At 33.5% G+C, this 24,158-nt stretch carries 13 protein-coding genes; 12 read left to right on the forward strand and 1 reads right to left on the reverse strand.

Annotated elements, in window-relative coordinates:
- The first annotated feature begins 375 nt into the window (after positions 1 to 375).
- The 8 genes from BET03_RS04280 to BET03_RS04315 all read left to right on the forward strand — a co-directional run bounded on the left by BET03_RS04280 (position 376) and on the right by BET03_RS04315 (position 13,962).
- Complete coding sequence (locus BET03_RS04280) at positions 376 to 1,791, forward strand: S41 family peptidase (protein WP_120167656.1); 1,416 nt, start codon at positions 376 to 378, stop codon at positions 1,789 to 1,791.
- A 346-nt stretch (positions 1,792 to 2,137) separates the two neighbouring features.
- Positions 2,138 to 3,742, forward strand: coding sequence for a CTP synthase (locus BET03_RS04285; protein WP_120167658.1), 1,605 nt, complete (start codon positions 2,138 to 2,140; stop codon positions 3,740 to 3,742).
- A gap of 538 nt (positions 3,743 to 4,280) precedes the next feature.
- A complete protein-coding gene (locus BET03_RS04290) occupies positions 4,281 to 6,845 on the forward strand; it encodes an S-layer homology domain-containing protein (protein ID WP_120167660.1) in 2,565 nt (854 codons plus the stop codon).
- 175 nt (positions 6,846 to 7,020) lie between these two features.
- Positions 7,021 to 8,226: a TolC family protein gene (locus BET03_RS04295; RefSeq protein ID WP_183108716.1), complete on the forward strand. Its 1,206-nt coding sequence runs from the start codon at positions 7,021 to 7,023 to the stop codon at positions 8,224 to 8,226.
- Between the two features lie 633 nt (positions 8,227 to 8,859).
- The gene (locus BET03_RS13785; protein ID WP_279230335.1) at positions 8,860 to 8,970 is read left to right on the forward strand and encodes an ATP-binding protein; all 111 of its coding nucleotides are present in this window, start codon (positions 8,860 to 8,862) and stop codon (positions 8,968 to 8,970) included.
- A gap of 536 nt (positions 8,971 to 9,506) precedes the next feature.
- Positions 9,507 to 11,084 carry a sodium:neurotransmitter symporter family protein gene (locus BET03_RS04305; RefSeq protein ID WP_120167664.1) on the forward strand — a complete coding sequence of 526 codons (1,578 nt, stop codon included), beginning with the start codon at positions 9,507 to 9,509 and terminating at the stop codon, positions 11,082 to 11,084.
- 373 nt (positions 11,085 to 11,457) lie between these two features.
- Positions 11,458 to 12,159, forward strand: a complete 702-nt coding sequence (locus BET03_RS04310; RefSeq protein WP_120167666.1) for a hypothetical protein — start codon at positions 11,458 to 11,460, stop codon at positions 12,157 to 12,159.
- 390 nt (positions 12,160 to 12,549) lie between these two features.
- Positions 12,550 to 13,962, forward strand: a complete 1,413-nt coding sequence (locus BET03_RS04315; protein WP_120167668.1) for a copper amine oxidase N-terminal domain-containing protein — start codon at positions 12,550 to 12,552, stop codon at positions 13,960 to 13,962.
- A 47-nt stretch (positions 13,963 to 14,009) separates the two neighbouring features.
- On the opposite strand, the gene BET03_RS04320 is transcribed toward BET03_RS04315, so the two are convergent.
- Complete coding sequence (locus tag BET03_RS04320) at positions 14,010 to 14,831, reverse strand: polysaccharide deacetylase family protein (protein WP_183108717.1); 822 nt, start codon at positions 14,829 to 14,831, stop codon at positions 14,010 to 14,012.
- Between the two features lie 1,097 nt (positions 14,832 to 15,928).
- On the opposite strand from BET03_RS04320, the gene iadA reads away from it, so the two are divergent.
- The 4 genes from iadA (at position 15,929) to BET03_RS04340 (ending at position 23,671) form a co-directional block, all read left to right on the forward strand.
- Positions 15,929 to 17,104 carry a beta-aspartyl-peptidase gene (gene iadA / locus BET03_RS04325; RefSeq protein WP_120167673.1) on the forward strand — a complete coding sequence of 392 codons (1,176 nt, stop codon included), beginning with the start codon at positions 15,929 to 15,931 and terminating at the stop codon, positions 17,102 to 17,104.
- A gap of 68 nt (positions 17,105 to 17,172) precedes the next feature.
- The gene (locus tag BET03_RS04330; protein WP_120167675.1) at positions 17,173 to 19,209 is read left to right on the forward strand and encodes a sigma 54-interacting transcriptional regulator; all 2,037 of its coding nucleotides are present in this window, start codon (positions 17,173 to 17,175) and stop codon (positions 19,207 to 19,209) included.
- A 122-nt stretch (positions 19,210 to 19,331) separates the two neighbouring features.
- Positions 19,332 to 21,002 (forward strand): putative basic amino acid antiporter YfcC, encoded by a 1,671-nt coding sequence (gene yfcC, locus BET03_RS04335; RefSeq protein ID WP_120167677.1) that lies wholly within the window; start codon positions 19,332 to 19,334, stop codon positions 21,000 to 21,002.
- Positions 21,003 to 22,093: 1,091 nt separating this feature from the next.
- A complete protein-coding gene (locus tag BET03_RS04340; protein WP_120167679.1) occupies positions 22,094 to 23,671 on the forward strand; it encodes a sodium-dependent transporter in 1,578 nt (525 codons plus the stop codon).
- Positions 23,672 to 24,158 lie beyond the last annotated feature (487 nt).

Below are 24,158 nucleotides of genomic sequence, written 5' to 3' on the forward strand. Positions count from 1 at the left end.
TGGGCTTGACCTCATTGACAAAGTAACGGACCTCAACGTTCTAACATCCTAGGTCAAGTAACGGACCATAAAGCATTACTTCATAGGAATAGTAACGGACAACAGAGGCTAGACATCATCGGTCAAGTAACGGACAACAAAGCATTACTTCTTAGGCAAAGTAACGGTCCTCGTAGGCTAGACGTCTCTGGCAAAGTAACGGACACCGGAGGCTAGACATCTCTGACTTAGTAACGGACATCGAAGCATAACTTCTTAGGTCTAAGTAACGGACCTCAACGCCTTACTCCCTAGGTCAAGTAACGGTCCTCATAGGCTAGACGGCTTTGGCAAAGTAACGATTAACTTCTTCGGCATAGAAAGGAGCTGAAATTAATGAAAAATATTACTAAAAAGCTAAGTATCATGTTATTAATTACTCTTCTTATAGCATCAACACCTTTTACCACAGTATACAGTGAAGACAACACAACCGCTAATGAACCAGAATTCATAAATAAAAATTTAGATTATATTGAAACAATGATACAAATAATTAAATCTACTTATGCAGGTGAAGTAACGGAAGAGGAATTAATAGAGGGTGCTGTCAATGGTATGTTCGATACCCTTGATGAATACAGTGACTACTATACACCTGAAGAGTTCGACCAATTACAGGAAAGCACATCTGGAACATATGTAGGAATAGGAGTACATATAACACAGAGGGACGGATATTTAACTATAATAGTCCCATTTGAAGGATCACCTGGTGAGAGGGCAGGCTTAAAACCAGGAGACAAAATTGTTACAGTTGATGGACAAGATATAACAGGAATGTCAACAAAAAAGGCAGCTAGTTTAATAAAGGGTGAGGCAGGAACAAAGGTGACATTAGGTATTTTAAGGGAAGGAAATGCAGAAATACTATACATTGATGTAGTTCGAGAGGTTATAAAAGTAAATCCTATTAAATATGAAGTTTTAGAAGATAATATAGGATATATAAGAATAAGCCAATTTAATGAAAATACCCTTGAGAATATTACAAAAACATTAGAAGAATTTGATAAAGAAGACATTGAAAGATTGATAGTCGATTTAAGAAATAATCCTGGTGGATACCTAAATGAAGTAGTTGAGGTTTTAAGGTATTTTGTTCCTGAAGGGCCTATTGTTCATGTAAAGGAGCCAGGAGGGAAAATTCAAACAATAAAGTCAAACTTAAAAGGGCCAAAATATAAGATAGTTGTTTTAGTTAATGAAGGTAGTGCAAGTGCATCAGAGATATTTGCAGGTGCTATTAAAGATACAGGTGTAGGTAAAGTTGTAGGAACTGCAACATATGGTAAAGGTACTGTTCAAAGAATTTATCCTCTAGTTGATGGTGGAGCTATTAAAATGACAATAGCAGAATATTTTACTCCAAACATGAACAAGGTAAATGGTAAGGGAATTCAACCTGATGTTGTTATTGAGAACAATCCTGTAACTACTATAGATATACCAGAATTAAAGTACTTAAATAAGGAAAGGAAACTATCAATTCAAACTGTTGGATTAGATGTACTAGCAGCAGAAAAGGCATTAGATCTATTAGGCTATAACTTAGAAAAAGTTGACGGAGTTTTTGATAAAGAAACATATAATATAGTAAAGAAATTCCAAGCTGATAAAGGGCTATATTCATATGGTGTATTAGATTTTACAACACAAGATGCTTTAATCAACTCCTTATATGAATACGAACAAGCTAAAGATGTTGATGAGCAACTCCAAAAGGCAATAGAAGTTGTAAAAAGCTTATAGCTAATAGTCGATAGTCAATAGTTTTTAGATAATATTAAGGAGGTATTTTTTAGGTGCTTCCTGAAAAATACCTTACACAAAACACGATACACGAAACACGGCTTTATTTACTAATGACTAATAGCTAGTGACTAGCGACTACCAAATAATTAGCGCAGACTTTAGTCTGTGCTAATTATTTGGTAAAAATAGTATACTACTCTACAAATATTGACATACTTCTATTATTAAGATACAATACTATAGTTATGGAAAATGAAACGGCTTTTTACCACATTTAACTAACGACTAATAGCTAATGACTAGCGACTAACAACTAATGACTATTAAAAAGGAGGTATCCTAAGTGCCAACCAAATATATCTTTATTACGGGTGGTGTAGTTTCTTCACTAGGAAAAGGTATAACTGCTGCTTCCTTAGGCCGTCTACTTAAAAGTAGAGGACTTAAAGTAACTATTCAAAAATTTGACCCATATATTAATGTAGACCCAGGAACAATGAGTCCATATCAGCACGGAGAAGTGTTTGTAACAGATGATGGAGCAGAAACAGACCTTGACTTAGGTCACTATGAGAGATTCATAGATATCAACTTAAGTAAATATAGTAACGTTACAACAGGAAAAATATATTGGTCAGTAATATCTAAGGAGAGAAAAGGGGACTACTTAGGGGCAACAGTTCAGGTTATTCCACATATTACAAATGCTATAAAGGATAAAGTATTTAGAGTAGGAAAAGAAAATAACGTAGATGTAGTTATTACAGAAATCGGTGGAACAGTAGGAGATATAGAGAGTCTTCCATTTTTAGAGGCAATAAGACAGATTAAGTTTGATGCAGGTAGAGAAAATGTAATGTACATTCATGTAACTTTAATTCCATACCTAAAAAAGGCTGGAGAGCTTAAGACTAAACCAACTCAGCATAGCGTTAAAGAGCTTAGAAGTATAGGAATACAGCCTGATATGTTAGTATGTAGAGCAGAATACCCATTATCTGATGAAATTAAGGAAAAAATAGCCCTATTCTGTGATATAGATAAAAAGAATGTAGTTCAAAACCTTGATGCAGAAACATTATATGAAATTCCTCTATTATTAGAAGAGGAAGGACTTCCTCAACTAGTAATAGATCGACTAGGATTAAAATGTAAAGATCCTGAGCTTTCAGAGTGGAAGGAAATTGTTGATAAGCTTAAGAATCCAAAGGGTAAAGTAAAAATTGCTTTAGTTGGAAAATACGTAGAACTTAAAGACGCCTATATTTCAGTGGCAGAGGCCTTAAGACATGCAGGAATAGCAAATGAAGTAGATGTGGATATAGATTGGATTCATTCAGAAGAGATTGATGAAGATAACTGTGACGAATTACTTAAAGATGCAGACGGTATCCTTGTACCAGGAGGATTTGGAGATAGAGGTATAGAAGGAAAACTATGTGCTATTAGATATGCAAGGGAAAATAAAGTTCCTTACCTTGGAATATGCTTAGGTATGCAGATGGCTGTTGTAGAATTTGCAAGAAACGTTCTAGGCTTTAAAGATGCCCATAGTTCAGAGCTTAACCCAGAAACTCAATATCCTGTTATAGATATAATGCCAGAACAGAAGGATATAGAAGAAATGGGTGGAACAATGAGATTAGGATTATATCCATGTAAACTGGCTGAAGGTACAAAGGCTAGAGAGGCCTATGATGATGAATTAGTATATGAAAGACATAGACATAGATATGAGTTTAATAATGAATATAGAGAAAAATTAACAGAAAAGGGACTAGTAATAAGTGGTGTATCTCCAGATGAAAGACTAGTAGAAATTATTGAGTTAAAGGATCATCCTTGGTTTGTTGCAAGCCAATTCCATCCAGAGTTCAAGTCAAGACCTACAACAAGCCATCCATTATTTAGAGACTTCATAAAGGCAGCAAAGGAAAATAAAAATTAATAAAATTTAATTGTAAAAGAAGGAATTTTAATTTTTTTAGAGAATAATATATTATATGTGTAAAAAAGGACACTAATTAGTGTCCTTTTAATTTTCCTTGTACATAACAGGTAAGGGGTTAAACGAATATCCGTTGTTGACGGACGCCTGCGTCCATCAACCAGCGACTAACAACTAATGACTAGCGACTAACGACTAAAGACTGATGACTAATCAAATTGTAATTAACTTGTAATACAAATGTAATGGTAATTACTATTAATATCCTATATAATTAGTATTAAGAACAGCAAAATAAAACCTTTATTACAAGTTATTATTCAATGTTACAGTTATGTTACAAAACATTTTACCTCATTGACTTAAGTATTTCTGCAATGCTATAATTAGGTTTAGAATGCAGGTTTTGTCATCAAAACCTGCTTCTATAAATTCTTAGTTAGGCTGGTTTCGAAGAAGTTACAGCCTGACTACATATTTAACTTCTTCATAAAATTATAAGTAAAAATAAAATTAACAAAAAAGGAGGACATTGATAATGAGAAAGGTATTATCAGTATTACTAGTACTTTCACTAGTATTTGGAAGCTTTAGTTTCGCATTTGCTGCATCAGACATTGAAGGTCACAAGTATGAAGATGCAGTTAAGAGACTAAACGCTTTAGGACTAGTGCAAGGTGATGACAGAGGATTTGCTCCAGACGATACAATTACAAGAGCAGAATTCGCAACACTTGTAGTAAGAGCACTAGGATATGAAGAGGTAGCAGAAGTATCAAAAGGTGCTACAAACTTTACAGATGTACCAGCAACTCACTGGGCATCAGGTTATATTAACATTGCTAGCAGTATGGGGTTAATAAATGGATATGGAGATGGCCAATTTGGACCAGAGGACCAAATCACTTATGAGCAAGCTATAACACTAATGGTAAGAGCATTAGGATATAAGCAAGATGCTCTAGATAAAGGTGGATATCCAGTAGGATATATGTTAGTAGCTAAAGATTTAGATATAACTGATGGAATTGATGATGGTGTAGTAGGAGTTCCAGCTACAAGAGGTATAGTATTTAAGTTAATGGATAACTCATTAACTGTAGACATGATGGTTAAAGAAGGAACTGGTGAAGACGCTACTTGGAAAGTAGAAGAAGGAAAAACTATATTAGGTGAACTTGGAAATGAAAAAGTAACAGCAAGAGTAGTAGATTTCAATGCTGATGACAATGAAATAACTCTTGAAGGTGAAAAAGATGCTTTCATAGTTCCAGAAGGATTTGACTATGAAGCTAACTTTGGATTAGAATTAACTGTATGGGCTAATGGAGATAATGAAGTTCAATTATATGAAGTTGAAGATGAGCCATTATTTGACGCTGTAGAAATAGATGGAGAAGATGTAGAACTAGTTGCTGCAGAAGAAACTTATGAAGTTGCTGACGATGCTTTAATCTACGTTAATGGTGAAGAAAAAGATGCACCTGAAGCTGTAGATTATGCAAAAGTAGTATTAAATGATGATGATGAAGTTGTATTCTTTGACGGATATAACTGGGATGATACTATGGTAGTAGAAGATGTTGATGATGATGTAGTTTATAGCTACAATGATGATGAATTAGATCTTGAAGATTATACTTTAGTTAAAGATGGAAAAACTGTAGCAGGCGACGAATTAGAAGAAGGAGACATCTTATTCTTTAATGAAGATGCAGAATATGTTGTGGTTTACAATGAAAGTGAAGAAGGAGAACTTGAAAGAGTATATACTAACTCATTCAAGTTTGAAGGAGAAGTTTATGACAATTCAAATACAAATTATGATGTAAAATATTTAGATGGTGATGAGCTAGGTAAAGTAGATGAAGAAGTTCTTGATGCAATGAAAGATGAAGGAGAAGTTGAAATATTCTTCGATTTTGCAGGAAATGCAGTACTAGTAGTTGGTGACCAAGGCGAAGCAGATACTAGTTCATTCTATGGAGTAGTAAACTATTTTAATGATTACACTGATGATAAATATGACGAAGATTATTATGTATTAGAAGTTTTAAATGAAGAAGGCGACTTAGTAGAGTATGATTTACTAGCAGATGACTTCACAAATCTTGATAGTTATACTACTGGAGATACTTCTAACTTAATAGAGAAAGTAGTAAAAGTAACGGTAGATGAAGACGGAGATGTTACAGAAGTTGATGTATTAGCTGATGACGGAACTATTTCAGGTGATGGAATAGAAATAGATGCTGTTTATGCAGATGGATTTAGACTGAAAGATGATACTATTGTATTCTGGTCTGAAGGAGAAACTAATGTAGAAGATTATGCAGTTATGACTTGGGAAGAAGCTGCAGATGAATTTAGTAAAGTATTAGCTGCAGACGTATATGCAGAAAACGGTAGAGCAAAAGTATTATTTGTTAGTGATTCAGATGCAGATACTGAAGACACTGACTACACTGGTTTAGTAACTAATGTAAGAGAATTAAAATCTGGAGACGTTTGGGAAGTAACTATTGAGATAAATGGAGAAGAATTAGAATATCTAACTGATGAAGATGAAGTGACTTCTGTAGGTGACATTGAAGATACAATAGTAACTATTACTGTAGGAAATAAATCAGGTGAAATAAAGAATATAGATGAATCACCGAGATCAGCTTCAATAGAAATTGCTGAGTTAAGTACTGCAGATGATACTATAACAGCTACAGTGACAGATGATGTATACGAATTAGTTGATAATACAGTAATCTATGATAAAACAGATGAATTTGCTGAGCTTTCATTAAGAGACTTAGAAGAAGGAGATATTGTATCTGTATACTTCGTTAACGATGATACTGACAGATTCGTTAACTATGTAGTAAGAACTGATTTAGCTCCAGAAACTCCAGAAGATGGAGATACTGTAGACGGAAAAACTTTAGAAGCTATTTATGAAGCAACTAACACATTAAAAATAGATGGAGAATTATATGAATATGCTGGAGATGTTTCTGAACTTTCAGGTCTTGTAGATTCAGAAATTACATTTAAAACTCAAGAAGTAAACGGAAAAGTTTACGCATATGATATAGAAGAAGTAACTGAGTAAAAGTGAGAAGCGGTGTGGTTTTAACCACGCCGCTTTTTTTAGTTTAACCAACTACAAGTTTACTTTATATATTAAAAGTTTTTTACAATTAATAAAACCTTATTGACATTATATGGGGATTACTATAACATTATATTATACCGACCAGTCAGTCAACCCCCAAGGAGGTATTATTATGAAGAGAATATTTTCTTTTTTACTTATCTGTACAATGGTCTTATCACTAGTAGCTTCAGGTTATGCTATAGATAATAGCAGTGAACAGACTACTGAAACTGAAAAAGAAACAACTGTAAATCAGGAGGAAAAGTCTTTACAAGTAAGACAATTTACTTTAGAGGAAGCTATAAATCATGCTTTAGAGCATAATAGAGATTTAAGAATATCAGATATAAGTATAAAAAAAGCAGAAGTTTCATATGATGATGCTATTAGAGTTGTTAAAGATTACAATAAAAATAAAGATGAATTAGATAAATATCCTATACCAGCCGAAATGTTAGTTGATAGAAAACTTTTAGAATTAGGCGTTATTGAACGTTCATTGGAATTGAGTGTAAACTTAGCAAAGTGGAATAAACAGATAAGAGAAAATGAAATAAAGTATAATGTTCAAAAGGCGTATTATGATCTTTTACTTGCTAGAAAGGGTATGGAAATAGCTAAGGAAAGCTTAGCCCTTGCTAAAGACCAGTATAACAAAGGTAAAACTATGTATGAACTGGGTACTATATCTAGTCAACAGTTATTAGAAATGGAATTAGCGGTATCACAGGCCCAATCAGGATACGATGCTTCAAAAATGGGTTATGAGATGCAGAAAATGAATTTTAATAATACACTAGGATTACCATTAGACCAAGATGTAGAGTTAATTGATGATATTAAGTATAAAGAGTATGAAGCTATTGATTTAGAAAAATCAATAGAAGATGCGTTTAAAAATAATGCAGGGTTAAAGGTAGCTAAGGAAAACTATGAGCTTGCAAAACTAACACTAGAAGCTATAAAAGCAAGGTATCCAGAAATCACATACAAGTATAGAGAGCAGCAAATAAAAGTAGAAGAGGCTGCAAAAAATCTAGAAAATACTAAGGCTATGATTGAAATGGGAGTAAGAAGTGCTTACCTACAGCTTATTACTGCAGAGAAGCAGATAAAGACATATGAAAAGGCTGTTGAGAAGGCTGAGAGAGCCTTAGAATTGGCTCAGATAAGCTTTGAGTTAGGGCAGAGTACATCTACAGAGGTTACACAGGCTAGGATAGCTCTAATGGATGCTAAAAAGAAATTAACAGAGCAAATCCATGCATACAACATGGCATTATTAGACTTTAAATATAGTACAGGGTTAGGAAAAACGGAAATACCAACATATTAATTTATTTAATTGACAATTTATGAAAGGCCAAATTATTTGCTTTTCATAATGTTAAATTTTAAATTGTGAATGTTGAATTAAAGGAAGTTAATGGGAACGATGAACCGGGTTTAGTGTTCCTTATAAATAATTAAAGTAGTGCAGACTTTAGTCTGCGCTTTAATGTTGAGAGCTAGCAACTGATAGTTAATCCACCCGTTAATGATATCGAGGGACGCCCACGTCCCTCGATTAGTATTACCTAAAACTAAAGGCTAAGAATTTTTTTGCTAAGAACCATGAACTAATAACCAACAACTGAGAACTAAGCACTAGGAACTGTATTTCCAACCGTTGCTGATGGATTCATAATCCATCAGCTTTTTTAATATAATAAATGATAAAACTATATATCAGCTAAAAAACATTAAGCACAAAGGGCGAAAACTTGCCACAACTAAACATTAAATTATTGTTAAAAAACTAATAATAAATGGAAACGGTGAATACAACTTACAATTAACAATTTACAATGGACAATAAATCAAATGCGAAAGACTTCGCATTTGATAATGTTAATTTTTAAATTATGAATGTTGAATTAGGTTGAGGGATTACGAATCCCTCAACAACGACAAGCAGAAAGACCCAGTCATGACAGCTGCAATGATAGACAGACTTACTCATAAATCTTATATAGTAAATATGAATGGTAACTCTTATCGAATGAAAGAAACAAAAAGATGGCTTAAAAATCAGCAATAATATTTTCCTATACTAGGGGAAGTTTCAATTAAATTTTGGGGGATTTTTCACTTGACAAATACAGTAACGGTCATCGTAGGCTGACGTCCTAGATTAAGTAACGGACATCAGAGCATATCTTCACTGGTCAAGTAACGGACCTCAACGCATAACTTCTCAGGTTTAAGTAACGGACAGCAAAGGCTAGACATCATTGGCATAGTAACGGACCACAAAGCCTTACCTCTCACGCTAACCACCCAATGTAAAAAAATATAAAATAAAGTATTAAAAATCTGCATAAATATAAGAAAAGCATATTAAATATAAAACGATTTTAAATAATTTTAAAAGTTTAAAACAATGTAAAAAACAAAAAAGATGACACATTCGACTAATTTCTATTATAAAGTATAAATTATTTATATAAAGATTGTTAAAATAGTATCATATTTTCGGAAAAGTTATACTTGAAAAAAAATTCAGAAAATTATATAATATATTTAAATTAATTTTTTTTAACATTTTAACTTTCTAACAATGGAGGGAGGACTAATATGTCAAATCAAAGAGAAAATTGGGGGTCTAAGATAGGTCTTATCCTGGCTATGGCAGGTAATGCTATCGGTCTAGGTAACTTCTGGAGATTCCCGTATCAGGCTGCGTCAAATGGTGGCGGGGCTTTCATGATTCCTTACTTTGCTGCTCTTATTATGATTGGTATTCCTATTATGTTAGTTGAATGGAATCTTGGACGTTATGGTGGTAAGTATGGTCATGGTACTATAGGTCCTATGGTATACTTACAAGCTAGAGAAGGTGTCAGTCCAAGAAAAGCTGCTATCATAGGGGCGTTAGCAGGATCATTTGCTTTTGCAGTAACATTACTTGTTAACTCTTATTACAATCAAATTATAGGTTGGACTTTAGGTTACAGTTTCTTATCACTTACTGGTGGATACATGGATGAAGCTAAGTCTACTGGTGAAGTATTTGTAGGCTATATTCAAAGTCCAAAGGTATTTATATTCTGGATAATAGCATTAGCAGGTTTAGGTATTGCTGTAATGCGTGGGGTACAAAAAGGTATCGAGTCTTGGGCAAAATTAATGATGCCAGTACTATACGTATTCGGTATTATACTAGCTATAAGAGCGATAACTTTAGGAAGTCCTGTAAATCCAGATTGGTCATCATTTAAAGGATTAAACTACATCTGGAATCCAGACTTTACTAAACTAAACTGGACATCAGCATTAGCAGCTGCAGGACAAATATTCTTTACATTATCAATCGGTATGGGTATTATATGTAACTATGCTTCATACCTAAAACCAGATGATGACGTTGTAGTTTCATCATTTGCAACTATTTCATTAAACGAATTTGCTGAAATCATACTTGGTGGTACTGCAGTTATACCTATTGCATATGCATTCTTAGGACCTGAAGGTGTTGGAGCAGGTGTTGGTTTATCATTCATCGCCCTTCCAAACGTATTTAGAGCGATGCCAGCAGGTCAAATATTTGGTGCATTATGGTTCTTACTATTATTCTTTGCAGGATTTACTTCTGCAATAGCAATGTATAACTACTTAGTTGCTTTAATGGAAGAAGACTTAGGAGTTCACAGAAAGAAAGCAGCATGGGTTATATTCTTTGCATATATAATAGTTGGATTACCAGTTGCACTTGAGCCAATATTAACTAAGACTGCTGACCTAGTGTATCTAACAGAGGTAGATAACTGGGTAGGTGTATATCTACTAATAGTTCTTGGATTCATTGAAGCTGCAACAGCAGGATGGCTAATGGGAGATAGAGCATTAGAAGAGCTAAATAGAGGTGGATACTGGAAGATACCATCATGGTTCTTTAACCTATTTGTAAAAGGTATAACACCAATAAGTATAGCTATCCTATTAATATTCTCAACAAAGGATTATATTGATGCAGGATACTTTAAGTTAATTCCTTCATTTGTTGCTGAAAGTCCTCAATTAGTACCTTGGGTTCAAGGTGCAAGGGTAGTAATCTTTGCTGTACTAATTGGAGGTTTCTTACAAGCATACAAATCAATTAAAGATAAATACGGTGAAGAGCTTGAACAAGACAAGGTATTAATTCGTCAATAAGCTCCTTAAGGAGGGATAATGGTATGACAGGTGCAGCTTTAGGATTTATGATTACTGTTTGGGCTATAATATTTGTAGCTATTGGTGTTACAATAAATGCATTATTGAAAGGTGAAGCTAAGAAAAATCAAGCTGAGTAAATATATAAAAGCAAAATCTCCATCGTTTTCGATGGAGATTTTGTTAATTATAAAAAGCAAAATATGGTATAATAAATATAAAAAAGTCTTCTATCAAAACAAAAAATTTCTAAAGTCGACTTTTTTGAAACACATGACGGAAATTATACTTTATATATAATTTTGTCTGATTATAATTTCCTATATGTTATTAAATAACAAAAATAGTCTAAAAATTATATAAGGAGGATTATATGAATACTGAAGAACTAATTGAAATTTTAGATAAGCTAGATGATAAAATTAATAAGACTAAGCTAATTACACCTAAAAGGAAAGAAAAGTATTTAAAAAACATATCATCAATAAAAGAAGAATACAAGAGAATAGAGATACCTAAAGAAAAAGACTTCGAAAAGGTTTACAAATCTTTAGTAAATAAGGGAAATGAATTAACTAGAGAATTTAGAGTAAATGCAGATTCTAAAGAACTTAACGGTAAAATACAATATTACCTAAGATATTTAAAGGCTGCTAAGGGTGACTTCGTTGGAGAAACAGATTATTTAGGGAAATATTTTAGAGTTTATGTTTTTACTTCCGTTTTATTTTTGGCATTATCTCCTCAATATTATGGATTTATACTACCAGCTATATTTTTTGTACCAATATTCCTTGGTGTAAGAGGTATTAGAAACAGATCGAGAACTGGTTTCCAATTAAGTTTAGCAGTTATTCCAGTAGCAATAATGACTTCTTCTACATGGATAAGATATGGGTTATATGCCTTATCCAATTTTGAAGAAGCATTAGCCAACACAATACAGGCATCTGGTTTATCACCTACTATTGCTAGATTACTAGTAGTAGGACCACCTATTTTAGCAGTTGTTTTATTTGCTCTTGCAATATTACAGGGATATAGGGCATATAAAACTAAAGACTTATTCGTCTAATGAATTTATTAGCATCCGTATATCGGGTGCTTATTTAATTTCTAGGAACCATTTTTCCCTAATAGAAACTAGCAGCTAGTAAACTGTATTCCTGGAACGCCGAACCCGGTTTATTGTTCCGGTTAACCGTTCCACAACCGTTGCTGATGGATTCGTAATCCATCAGCTTTGTAAACTATTAGCTAGAAGCCAAAGACTAAGAACTAGGAACTAGTGACTAACAACTGCTTTTTATATTTTGGTATCAAATGACTATATATGTCGAATAAAATTTATGATATTTTAAATATAGAAAATTTATAAGAAATTTTTTAAAATACCCTACAAAAATGAGACAAGCCACGAAGGTATATTATGTAAGATTAAAAAAAGCATAGGGAGGTTAGCTTTATGAAAAAGTTTCAAAGACTGTTTTCTGTACTGTTAGTATTTACTTTAGTTATAGCTTTACCTTTAGTTGGGTTAGCTAAAAAAGGAAATAAAAAAGATGAAGAAAAAGGTGTGGAAGAAGTTATACAAAACGTATTACAATCTGTTGAAACAGATGAAGAAGTAGATGAAACTGAAGATATGGAAGAAACTGAAGAAGGACAAGCTATTGATGAAGAGGATGAAGAAGATGTAGACGAAGAAACTGATGAATTAGAAGATGAAAATGAAGAAGATGAAGATATTGAAGATGATGAAGAATTAGATAATGAAGAAGATGAGGAAGAAGGAGAACCTAAAGGAAAAGGGAAAGGATTACATAAACTATGGAAGAAAATAAAAAGGGAACTTAAATTAGAAAGAAAGCAATTAGAGGAAGAAAAAGACAAATTAGAAGAAGAAAAAGATGCTATTGAAGAGGAGAAAGATAAATTAGAAGATGAAATAGAAAGTCTTAAGGAACAATATGAGGAACTAAAGGAACAGTATGAAGAGGGAGAGCTTGAGGCTAATCCTGAATTAGTAGCACAATTAGAAGAATTGGCAGCACAAATAAAAGAAATGGAGCAGCAGAAAGAAGAGCTAAAACAACAGATGGAAAATATTAAAGAGGAAATGAAGTTAAAGGTAAGAAATAGATATTCCAAAAAAGAACTTGAAAGATTAGCAGAAATTTCAGAGATGCTAAAGGCAGAAGATGAAGAACTTACAGCTATACCTGTGGAGAATATATTAACAGAAAAGGAAGTAAAGTTTGATACTCCTCCAGTTATAAAGAGGGGAAGAACTTTAGTTCCTGTAAGGGCAATAACTGAAGGATTTGGTGCCACTGTTGAATGGAACGGTGAAGAACAAGAAGCAACTATTGTTAAAGGTGAAATAGAAATAGTTTTAAAGGTAGGAGACAATACAGCTATAGTAAATGGTGAAGAGATTGAGTTAGATGTACCTTCAAATATCTATAGCAGTAGAACTTATGTACCATTAAGATTTGTACTTGAAAGCTTTAAATTGAAAGTAGAGTATGATTCAGAAACAGGAACTATTGAAATTGAAGAGGAAGTAGAAGAAACAGAGGAAGAAAATACTGATGCAGAAGAAGATGTAAATACTGAAGAGACAACTGAAGAAGACACTGATACTGAAGAAACTACAGATACGACTACTGATGAAAATACTACAGAAGAAACTACAACTGACACTAGTGATGAGACTGTAACAGAAGAGACTACTGACACTGAGGGAACAACTGAAGACAATACTAGTACTGAAGAAACTTCAGAAGAAACAACAACTGATACTACTGATGAAACTGTAACGGAAGAGACTACTAGTGATACTGATACAGAGACAACTGACAATACAACTAACTAATTAATAAAGAAACCAGCACAGAGGGAATACCTTCTGTGCTGGTTTCTTTATTGAGGAGTAACCTTTAATCCTTCGGAATTAAAATATCTATATATCTTGTCCAATAGTTTTTGTGGTGTATCACTTCCATTCACATTTATCCTTTTTATTATTAATGAATCATTATTTACATTATTTACTCCTCCTTTAGTAGTTAAAAAAACTTTAAAACCTGCCCTTTTACCTGCATTTAACATAACTTTATTTGAGTATCCATAGGGAAAACATAAAATATTGCTATCAATACCCAATCTATTCTTAATGATCATTTTTGAAAGTTTAAAGTCAATAAATAACCTATAGTAGTATTGTTCATCTGTTTCATAAGTTCTTTTTTTAAGATATTTATTATGTAGATTATAAGTATGACTTCCTATTTCAATAACGCCAGACTCCACCATTTCTTTTGTTTCATCCCAAGTAAAATGGGGATAATTTCCTGGAGTTTCCCCTACTGTTGATACTACAATATTAATATTTCCCTTCATGTTTAATTCTTTTAAAATAGTATAAGCGTAAACAAAATTGCTTCTATATCCATCATCAAAGGTTATGATTATTGGATTAGGTGGAAGTTTATAATTACTCTCTTTAGCTTTTACTAGTTCATTGAAGGTTACTGTATTAAAACCAGCTGATTTTAAATAAATCATTTGTTTTTTGAAGTTATCAGGTGTTATTATTACAGAGCTTTTATTAGAAGGAAAATCCCTTGCTATGTGATGATAGGTCAAAACAGGGACATAAGTAGTTTCATTAGATGCTAAAACATATGTGTTTATACTAACAACAAATAAAAGAATAAATAAAGGCAAAGTTAACTTTTTCATCATATCACTCCAATATATACTAAATACCAATAATAAATTGGACAAAAAAGACAAAAATCCTTTTTTATTAACCAAAAAACAAATATAAAACCAATATCTGATAATTTCCCAGGAAATATTTTTAGTTTCGACAAGAGGTTAATTTAATTTACAATTAACAATTAATGAAAGGTCAATTTGCTTGCCTTTCATAATGTTAAATTTTAAATTATGAATGTTGAATTAGGTTGAGGGATTACGAATCCCTCAACAACGAAAAATAACAAGGACTTATTACGATTGTTTTCTAATCAATAATCTTCATAGCATTACCAAAAACCAACCACTACCCACTAATCACCAAAAACTGCATTTAAAATGCAATTGAGAATGGAAAATTGAGAATTGAGAATTAAAAGAAAAAAAAGACCACGTAGCTTTACTTTTAAGACCAAGTAACGGACCTCGAAGCCTCACTTCTTTGGCTTAAGTAACGGACCTCATAGGCTAGACGTCTTAGACAAAGTAACGGACATCGGAGCCTTACTACTAAGGTATAGTAACGGACAGCGTAGCATTACTTCTAAGGCTAAGTAACGGACATCAGAGCATTACAACCTAGGCATAGTAACGGTCCTCATAGGCTAGACGTCTTAGACAAAGTAACGGACATCGGAGCCTCACTACTAAGGTATAGTAACGGACAACAGCGGCTATCTTCATAGGTTTAAGTAACGGACGTCTTAGACTTACTTCCTAGGTCAAAGTAACGGTCGTCCTAGGCTAGACGTCTTAGACATAGTAACGGACATCCTTGCATTACTTCTCAGACAAAGTAACGGACCCCATAGCATAGCTTCCTAGGTATAGTAACGGTCCTCGTAGGACAGACTCCTTAGGTCAAGTAACGGACCACGAAGCTCTGCTACTCTGGTTAAGTAACGGTCCTCATAGCCTTACTTCTGAGGTTTAAGTAACGGACTTCCTAGCTTATCTTCACTGGTCAAGTAACGGACTCCAAAGCATAGCTTCTTAGTCATAGTAACGTGGCATAAAAAATGCATACTAGAAAAATAGAGAAAAAAAGTATATCCTATTATTACAGGAGGAGTGATAAAATGCTAAAACTAATCAAAAATGGAGAGGTATATAGTCCAGATTATTTAGGTAAAAAGGATATTTTAATTACTGGCAATAAAATAGGTTACATTGCTGATAATATTGAGGTTCCAAAGGACTTTGCACCAGTTGAAGTCATAGACGCTGAAGGCAAAATAGTTGTTCCAGGCTTTATTGATTCCCATGTTCATATTTGCGGAGGTGGAGGAGAAGGAAGCTTTAAAACAAGAACTCCAGAAATTCAACTAACTGATATAACTACAGGAGGAGTTACAACTGTTATAGGGGTATTAGGTACAGATGGAACTACAAGGACTATGACTAATCTATTAGCAAAGGCTAGAGGCTTAGAAGAAGAGGGAATTTCTACTTATGTCTTAACTGGATCGTATCAGATACCAGTAAGAACTATAACTGGTAATATTCAAGACGATATAATCCTTATTGATAAGATAATAGGGGTTGGAGAAATAGCATTATCTGACCATAGATCTTCAGAGCCAACGGTAGAAGATGTTTCAAAATTAGCAGCTCAAGCGAGAGTAGGTGGTATCCTATCAGGAAAAGCAGGGATTGTAAATATACATATGGGTGACAGTAAAAAGATGTTGGACATACTTTTTAACATAGTAGAGAACACAGAAATTCCTATTAGTCAGTTTATACCTACACACATGAACAGGAATCCATACCTTTTTGAAGAGGGAATAAAGTACGCTAAAATTGGAGGATATGTAGATTTTACTACTAGTACAACAGAAAAGTTCCTAGAAGAAGGAGAAGTTAAATGTAGTAAAGCATTAAAGAGGATGCTTCAAAATGGTGTATCAAAGGAAAACATAACCTTTACTTCAGATGGCCAGGGAAGCCTTCCTGATTTTGATGAGAATGGGAATTATATAGGACTTCAAGTTGGTAAGGTCACTTCATTATATGAAGCAGTAAGGGATGCTATAGTTGAGGAAGATATACCTGTTGAAACTGCTATAAGGGTAATTACATCAAATCCAGCTAATATTTATAAACTAAATACGAAGGGTTATATTAGAGAGAATATGGATGCAGATATTGTTCTGCTTAATAAGGATAGTTTAGAGATTGATACTGTCATTGCAATGGGGAAAGTTATGGTAGATAGAGGAGAAGTAAAAGTTAAAGGTACATTTGAAAAATAAAACATATAAAGGAAATTAAAGTTATATCTATAATTATAGATATTAAAAACTAAATTAGGGTGATAGAGATGAAAAAAAGCATTACCCTTGTAGCAGGAAGTCAGCACACCAAAAATTCATTAGTCAAGCAGCTTAGAGAATATCTTTCAGATGTAGCCAAAATAAAAAGTTATGCAATTGATGAGGGAATTGACAATAAAATAAGAGATGAGCTTGTAATAATATCCAGTTTAGCTGCCAAGGATGAGTTAATACAATTGGATAAACTAGACTTAAACTGTGAAATAATTGTTGCAAATAGAACCATAAGCTATGATCACATCGATGAAATCGTTTTACTGCCACCAGGTACAGATGTTTTATTTGTAAATGATGTAAAAAAATCTACTTATGAGGGAATTAAAGCATTAGAGAAATTAGGAATAGATTACTTAAACTATATACCATATTATCCAGGAGTAAAGGAGGTTAGGGCTGATATAGATATTGCTATTACTCCTGGGGAGGCTGATAAGGTTCCAAGCTATATAAAAAGGGTATATGACATAGGTCCAAGAATTATGGACTTTACTACCATTACTAAAATATTAAATAAGCTAGGTATATTAGATAAAAGGGCTGGCCAATTTTCCCGAAAATTTCTGAAAAAGATAATCAATATAGCTAAGAGATTGGCACAATTAAATAAAACAATTTCAGAACTTAACCAGCACTTAAACCATGTTATAGATGGATTAAACGATGGAGTTTTAGTATATGACAATCAAGGATATATAAGTGTATTTAATGAAAATCTTAAAAAGATATTTAATCTACGATTTAGTCAAGCAATAGGAAAGAATCTGAAACAGGTTATATATAATAAAAGTCTTCTAAAGTATTTAATGGATAGAAGTATAAGTGAAGAAAAAATATTTAATATACATGATACAAAGGTATTAGTAAATAAATTTCAGCTTCCAAATAGTGACTATGTAATTGCAACATTCAAAAATGTAAAGGAGACTATTGAAGTAAATGACAGAATAAAAAGAGAGCTTATTAAGAAGGGGTTTTATGCTAAATATACCTTTGATGACATAATAGGGAGTAGTAAAAAAATAAAAAAGCTAAAGGATATATCGAAAAAGCTTGCAAATACTGATTTAACTATTTTAATCGAAGGTGAGAGTGGAACTGGCAAGGAATTGTTAGCAAGTGCTATCCATAATGCCTCAAAGAGGAAAAATGGCCCCTTTTTAGCTGTTAATTTTAGTGCCTTACTTAATGAATTAGTTGAAAGTGAACTCTTTGGCTATGAGGAAGGGGCCTTTACAGGTGCAAAGAAGGGTGGTAAAGAGGGACTATTTGAACAGGCTGATGGAGGCACTATATTCTTAGATGAAATAGGTGATATTTCCCCAAAGGTCCAAGCAAAACTGTTAAGGGTTCTACAAGAAAAAGAGGTCATGAGAATAGGTGGCACTAATATTAAGCCAATAGATGTAAGGATAATTGCGGCTACTAATAAAGACTTGTCTAAATTGGTGGATAAAAAAATATTTAGGGAAGACCTATACTATAGACTAAAAATGGGCTATATAAAGGTACCTCCATTAAGGGAAAGAAAGGAAGATATCACTCAATTAATAAAGTATTTTATAAAAACTGAAACAAGGGAAGATATAAAAATAGCTGATGAAGTTATTAAAAAACTAAAAAAATACGATTGGTATGGAAATGTAAGAGAATTAAAAAATATTTTAAGTTATATGCTTGCAGTAAGGGATAATAACTACATTACACTAAAGGATATACCTGACAGGGGGTTTTTTAAAAGAAGAACAACCTCCTTTGATATTAATATAGAGTTAGATGAAGAGCAGAAATTTATCTTGAAAAAAATATATGAGTTGAATAAACAAGGAAAAGTTGTAGGAAGGGAAAAACTTGCTAAAACCACTAAAGGGACACAATATGAGATGACTAAATACCAAATGAGAGGTAGATTAGATAAGCTTGAAAGAATGGGATTAATTATAAAAAAGAAGGGCAAACATGGAACTATTTTAAGCAATAAAGGAGAACAAATCTTAATGGATTTAATGGGTAATAAAGGTGTTTAATGGTTGCCAAAATAATGCCAGTTATAATTAAAATATAGAAAGATACTGTAAATCTCCCCTTAAATAGTTGGAATGTTATTTGCATTAAATAATTAAGAAAAAAACTAAGAGGGGGAGATTTGATGGCAACAAAGTCAAAAGAGGTTAAGACCCAAAAGACGATACAGATGCCTGATACTTATGTAATAATCTTTTTTGTAGTCTTATTTGCAGCACTACTAACATATTTAGTTCCAATAGGTAGCTTTCAGGTAGATTATAAAGTGTTAGACCCAAGTGACAATCCTATTGAAGTTAACTCAGATGGTGAATTTGTTGCAGAAGGGAAAACCTTTTTATTAGACGGAGGAACAGTTTACGATTCAGAGGGTAACGAGATTTTAACAGTTGAGAAAAAGGCTGTAGATTACAAGGATGAAAGTGGGAAAGTACTTTTTAGAGTTGTTAAAGAGTATGGAGAATATGTTCCAGCTTTAGATGAGAATGGACAAAAAATTAAAAAGGGAATACCGCTATTTAAAGGTGGTGGAGGACTAGGAGTTCTAAATTATGCTTTTGAAGGATTAGTTAGTGGTAGTAAATGGGGTTCAGCAGTAGGAGTTGTGGCATTTATTTTAGTTATTGGTGGAGCTTTTGGTATAATCCTTAGAACAGGAGCGGTTGAAGCTGGTATACTAAAGATGATTCAAAAGACTAAAGGATATGAAATAGCTATAATACCAGTTTTATTTTTCTTATTTGCATTAGGTGGAGCAGTATTTGGAATGGGTGAAGAGGCTATACCTTTTGCAATGATAATAGTTCCCCTTGTGATAGCAATGGGGTATGACGCAATAACAGGAATCATGGTAACATATGTTGCTACACAGATAGGTTTTGCCACCTCATGGATGAATCCTTTTAGTGTGGCAATAGCTCAGGGTGTAGCAGGGGTTCGTGTAGGATCAGGTATGGGATATAGGATATTTATATTTATAATATTTACAGCATTAGGTATTGTATATACTATGTGGTATGCTTCAAAGATTAAAAAGGACCCAACAAGGTCAGTATCATATGAATCAGACGCATATTATAGAGAAAATATAAAGGAAAAGGAAGACATAGAAGTAGACTTTAAGCTTGGTCACACTTTAGTTCTACTTACTATTTTAGGTGGAGTTATTTGGATAATATGGGGAGTTGCAGCACATCAATGGTATATACCTGCAATAGCTTCACAGTTTTTTGTTATGGGTCTTATGGCAGGTATAATCGGCGTAGTATTTAAGCTAAACGATATGAAGGTTAATGATATAGCTTCAGCCTTTAGAGATGGAGCTAAGGATTTAATTGGAGCTGCGTTAGTTGTTGGCATGGCAAAGGGTATAGTCTTAGTTCTTGGAGGAAGCTCTGCAACAGAACAGACAGTTTTAAATACTATATTACATGCAATGGGTAATGCTATAGATGGTCTTGGTACAGCATTCTCAGCTTGGATAATGTATTTATTCCAATCAGTATTTAACTTCTTTGTTGTATCTGGTTCAGGTCAGGCAGCATTAACTATGCCACTTATGGCACCCCTTGCGGAATTAGTAGGGGTATCTAAACAGGTGGCAGTATTGGCATTCCAATTGGGAGACGGATTTACAAACCTAATAGTTCCTACTTCAGGATGTCTTATGGGAGTATTAGGTGTTGCAAGGTTAGATTGGAATAAATGGTTTAAGTTCCAAATAAGATTTCAAGGGATACTTTTTGTTTTAGCTTCAATATTTGTTGTTGTAGCAGTTATGATGGGTTATAATTAATATGGTCATGAATACATTTTCTAAAAAGGGCATGTAGGTGAATTTTCTACCTATATGCCCTTTTTTATAATACATAGGAAATTATAAACAAATAAAAATTGAAAATATAAAATGGAAAATTTGTTAGTAGGTAGTAGCATGTAGTTAGTGAAAGTAATAGTTATTAGTGGTGGTGGTTAGTGGTTAGTAAAGTACAGTTGTTAGCTCTTGGTTCCTGGTTCCTAGACAAAAAATTTTAGTTTTGCTAAGAGCTGAGAGCAAAGAGCTAGGAACTGCTTTTAATAGCAAGAACTTAGTACGATTGTTTTCTAATTAATAATCTTCATAGCATTACCAAAACCCAACCACTACTCACTAATCACCAAAAACTGCATTTGAAAAGCAATTGAGAATTGAAAATGGAAAATTGAGAATTAGAAAAGCAAAGACAAAAAACGGACCACGAAGCCTAACGTCTAAGGCTAAGTAACAGACCTCATAGTTTTACTTCTCAGGCATAGTAACGGACATCCTAGATTATCTTCTAAGGTTAAAGTAACGGTCTTCGGAGCTTTGCTTCTTTGACACAGTAACGGACGTCTTAGACTTACTTCCTAGGTTAAGTAACGGACATCCTAGACTCTCTTCTTAGGCAAAGTAACGGTCCTCATAGGCTAGACGTCTCTGGTCAAGTAACGGACATCTAAGACATATCTCCCTGGAATAGTAACGGACCACAACGCTTTACTTTTAAGACCAAGTAACGGTCCTCCTAGCCTTACTTCATAGGATTATATAACAATTTTTTAATATATTTCTTTTCATGTGGAAATAATAGATTTTGTTAATAAAATAATTATTTCTTTTTGGAATCATTTACAAAAATAAACAATTTCATGTTAACAGCATGGAAAATAAATACTTATATTGTATTATGCTTGAAAATATGGAAATGAACTTCATAAAATTCAGAAAAATTCTAATTGAAAAAAAGTTGAGAAGATTGTATAATAGTAAATGGCGTGCCACAGGCAAACGTTTTTTATCAAATTATTTGTTAACTTAACAAAATTTTTATCAATGTTTTCTATCAACTGAAGGGAGGATTCTTAATGTCAAACTCAAGAGAAAGTTGGGGATCGAAGGTTGGTCTTATTCTAGCTATGGCAGGTAATGCTATCGGTCTAGGTAACTTCTGGAGATTCCCATACCAAGCCGCGTCAAACGGTGGAGGAGCTTTCATAATTCCATACTTTATTGCACTTGTAATGATTGGTATTCCTATTATGTTTGTTGAGTGGAATCTTGGACGTTATGGTGGTAGGTATGGCCATGGTACAATAGGGCCTATGGTGTACTTACAAGCTAGAGAAGGTGTTAATCCTAAGAAAGCAGCTATTATAGGAGCTTTAGCAGGAGCTTTCGCTTTTGCAGTAACACTATTAGTTACATCATACTACAGCCAAATTATTGGATGGACTTTAGGATATGGTTTCTTATCAATAACTGGAGGTTACATGGATAACTCTGTATCAACTGCAGAAGTATTTGTAAGCTTTATTCAAAGTCCAAGTGTATTTATATTCTGGATACTAGCACTTATAGGAATAGCACTGGCTGTTATGCGTGGAATTCAAGAAGGTATAGAAACTTGGGCAAAATTAATGATGCCAGTATTATACGTATTCGGTATTGCTTTAGCAATTAGAGCATTAACTTTAGGAAGTCCAGTTAATCCAGACTGGTCATCATTTAAAGGATTAAACTACATCTGGAATCCTGACTTTAGTAAATTAAACTGGCAATCTGCAATTGCTGCTGCTGGTCAGGTATTCTTCACATTATCAATTGGTATGGGTATTATATGTAACTATGCTTCATATCTAAAACCAGATGATGATGTTGTAGTTTCAGCATTAGCAACTGTTTCACTTAATGAGTTTGCTGAAATCATCCTAGGTGGTACTGCGGTTATACCTATTGCATACGCTTTCCTAGGACCTGAAGGAATAGATGCTGGTGTAGGACTTTCATTTATAGCTTTACCAAACGTTTTCAGAGCGATGCCAGCTGGGCAATTATTTGGTGGGTTATGGTTCTTACTATTATTCTTCGCAGGATTTACTTCAGCTATAGCATTATTCAACTACCTAACTGCTCTAGTTGAAGAGGACTTAGGAATTCCAAGAAAGAAAGCATCATGGATTATATTCTTTGCATATATAGTAGTAGGAATGCCTATTGCACTTGAACCAATCTTAACAAAAACAGCAGACTTAGTATACTTAACAGAAGTAGATAACTGGGTAGGTGTATACCTATTACTAGTTCTTGGATTTGTTGAAGTAGCAGTAGCTGGATGGTTAATGGGAGATAAAGCCTTAGAAGAGCTAAATAGAGGTGGATATTGGAAAGTACCAACATGGTTCTATAAAATATTCATGAAGGCAGTAACTCCAATAACAGCTGCTATATTACTAATATTCTCAACAAAGGATTATATTGATGCAGGATACTTTAAGTTAGTACCTTCATTTGTTGCGGATAAACCACAATTAGTACCATGGGTACAAGGTGCAAGATTAGCTATATTTGCAGTATTAATAGTAGGATTTATCCAATCATACATTTCAATTAAGAAGAAATACTCAAAAGAACTTGATGAGAATAGAGTTATAATCCGTCAATAGGAGGGATAAAATGACAGGAGCAGCGTTAGGATTTATGCTTACTGTTTGGACAATGATATTTACAGCTATTGGAATTACACTTAATGCTTTACTAAAAGGTGAAGCAAGAAAAAAAGCACAACAACAATAAGACTATAAAAAAGCCCTGGTGGAAAATGTTTTCCGTCAGGGATTTTTTATTTAAACAATAAAAATTTAAAATGTTAAATTAGGTTGAGGGATTACGAATCCCTCAACAACGATAAAACTTCTAAGAATTACTAAATCACGAAACACAAAACACGATACACGAAACACGCTTTAACAAGTAACGGACAACAGAGGATATCTTCTCTGGTCTAGTAACGGACATCTAAGACATATCTCCCCGGAATAGTAACGGACTACGAAGCTTCAGCATCTTAGGTATAGTAACGGACCACAGCGCATAACTTCTTGGGCTTAAGTAACGGACATCCTGGCTTGGCTTCTCTGGTCAAGTAACGGT

This window comes from Thermohalobacter berrensis (assembly GCF_003609645.1).
GTDB classification, from domain to species: Bacteria; Bacillota; Clostridia; order Tissierellales; family Thermohalobacteraceae; genus Thermohalobacter; species Thermohalobacter berrensis.

What these genes read in the sequence shown, in the direction of transcription:
- BET03_RS04280 (WP_120167656.1), top strand. Translation starts at nt 376, where the DNA reads ATGAAAAATATTACTAAAAAGCTAAGTATCATGTTATTAATTACTCTT.
- BET03_RS04290 (WP_120167660.1), top strand. Translation starts at nt 4,281, where the DNA reads ATGAGAAAGGTATTATCAGTATTACTAGTACTTTCACTAGTATTTGGA.
- BET03_RS04295 (WP_183108716.1), top strand. Translation starts at nt 7,021, where the DNA reads ATGAAGAGAATATTTTCTTTTTTACTTATCTGTACAATGGTCTTATCA.
- BET03_RS13785 (WP_279230335.1), top strand. Translation starts at nt 8,860, where the DNA reads ATGACAGCTGCAATGATAGACAGACTTACTCATAAATCTTATATAGTA.
- BET03_RS04305 (WP_120167664.1), top strand. Translation starts at nt 9,507, where the DNA reads ATGTCAAATCAAAGAGAAAATTGGGGGTCTAAGATAGGTCTTATCCTG.
- BET03_RS04310 (WP_120167666.1), top strand. Translation starts at nt 11,458, where the DNA reads ATGAATACTGAAGAACTAATTGAAATTTTAGATAAGCTAGATGATAAA.
- BET03_RS04315 (WP_120167668.1), top strand. Translation starts at nt 12,550, where the DNA reads ATGAAAAAGTTTCAAAGACTGTTTTCTGTACTGTTAGTATTTACTTTA.
- BET03_RS04320 (WP_183108717.1), bottom strand. Translation starts at nt 14,831, where the DNA reads ATGAAAAAGTTAACTTTGCCTTTATTTATTCTTTTATTTGTTGTTAGT.
- iadA (WP_120167673.1), top strand. Translation starts at nt 15,929, where the DNA reads ATGCTAAAACTAATCAAAAATGGAGAGGTATATAGTCCAGATTATTTA.
- BET03_RS04330 (WP_120167675.1), top strand. Translation starts at nt 17,173, where the DNA reads ATGAAAAAAAGCATTACCCTTGTAGCAGGAAGTCAGCACACCAAAAAT.
- yfcC (WP_120167677.1), top strand. Translation starts at nt 19,332, where the DNA reads ATGGCAACAAAGTCAAAAGAGGTTAAGACCCAAAAGACGATACAGATG.
- BET03_RS04340 (WP_120167679.1), top strand. Translation starts at nt 22,094, where the DNA reads ATGTCAAACTCAAGAGAAAGTTGGGGATCGAAGGTTGGTCTTATTCTA.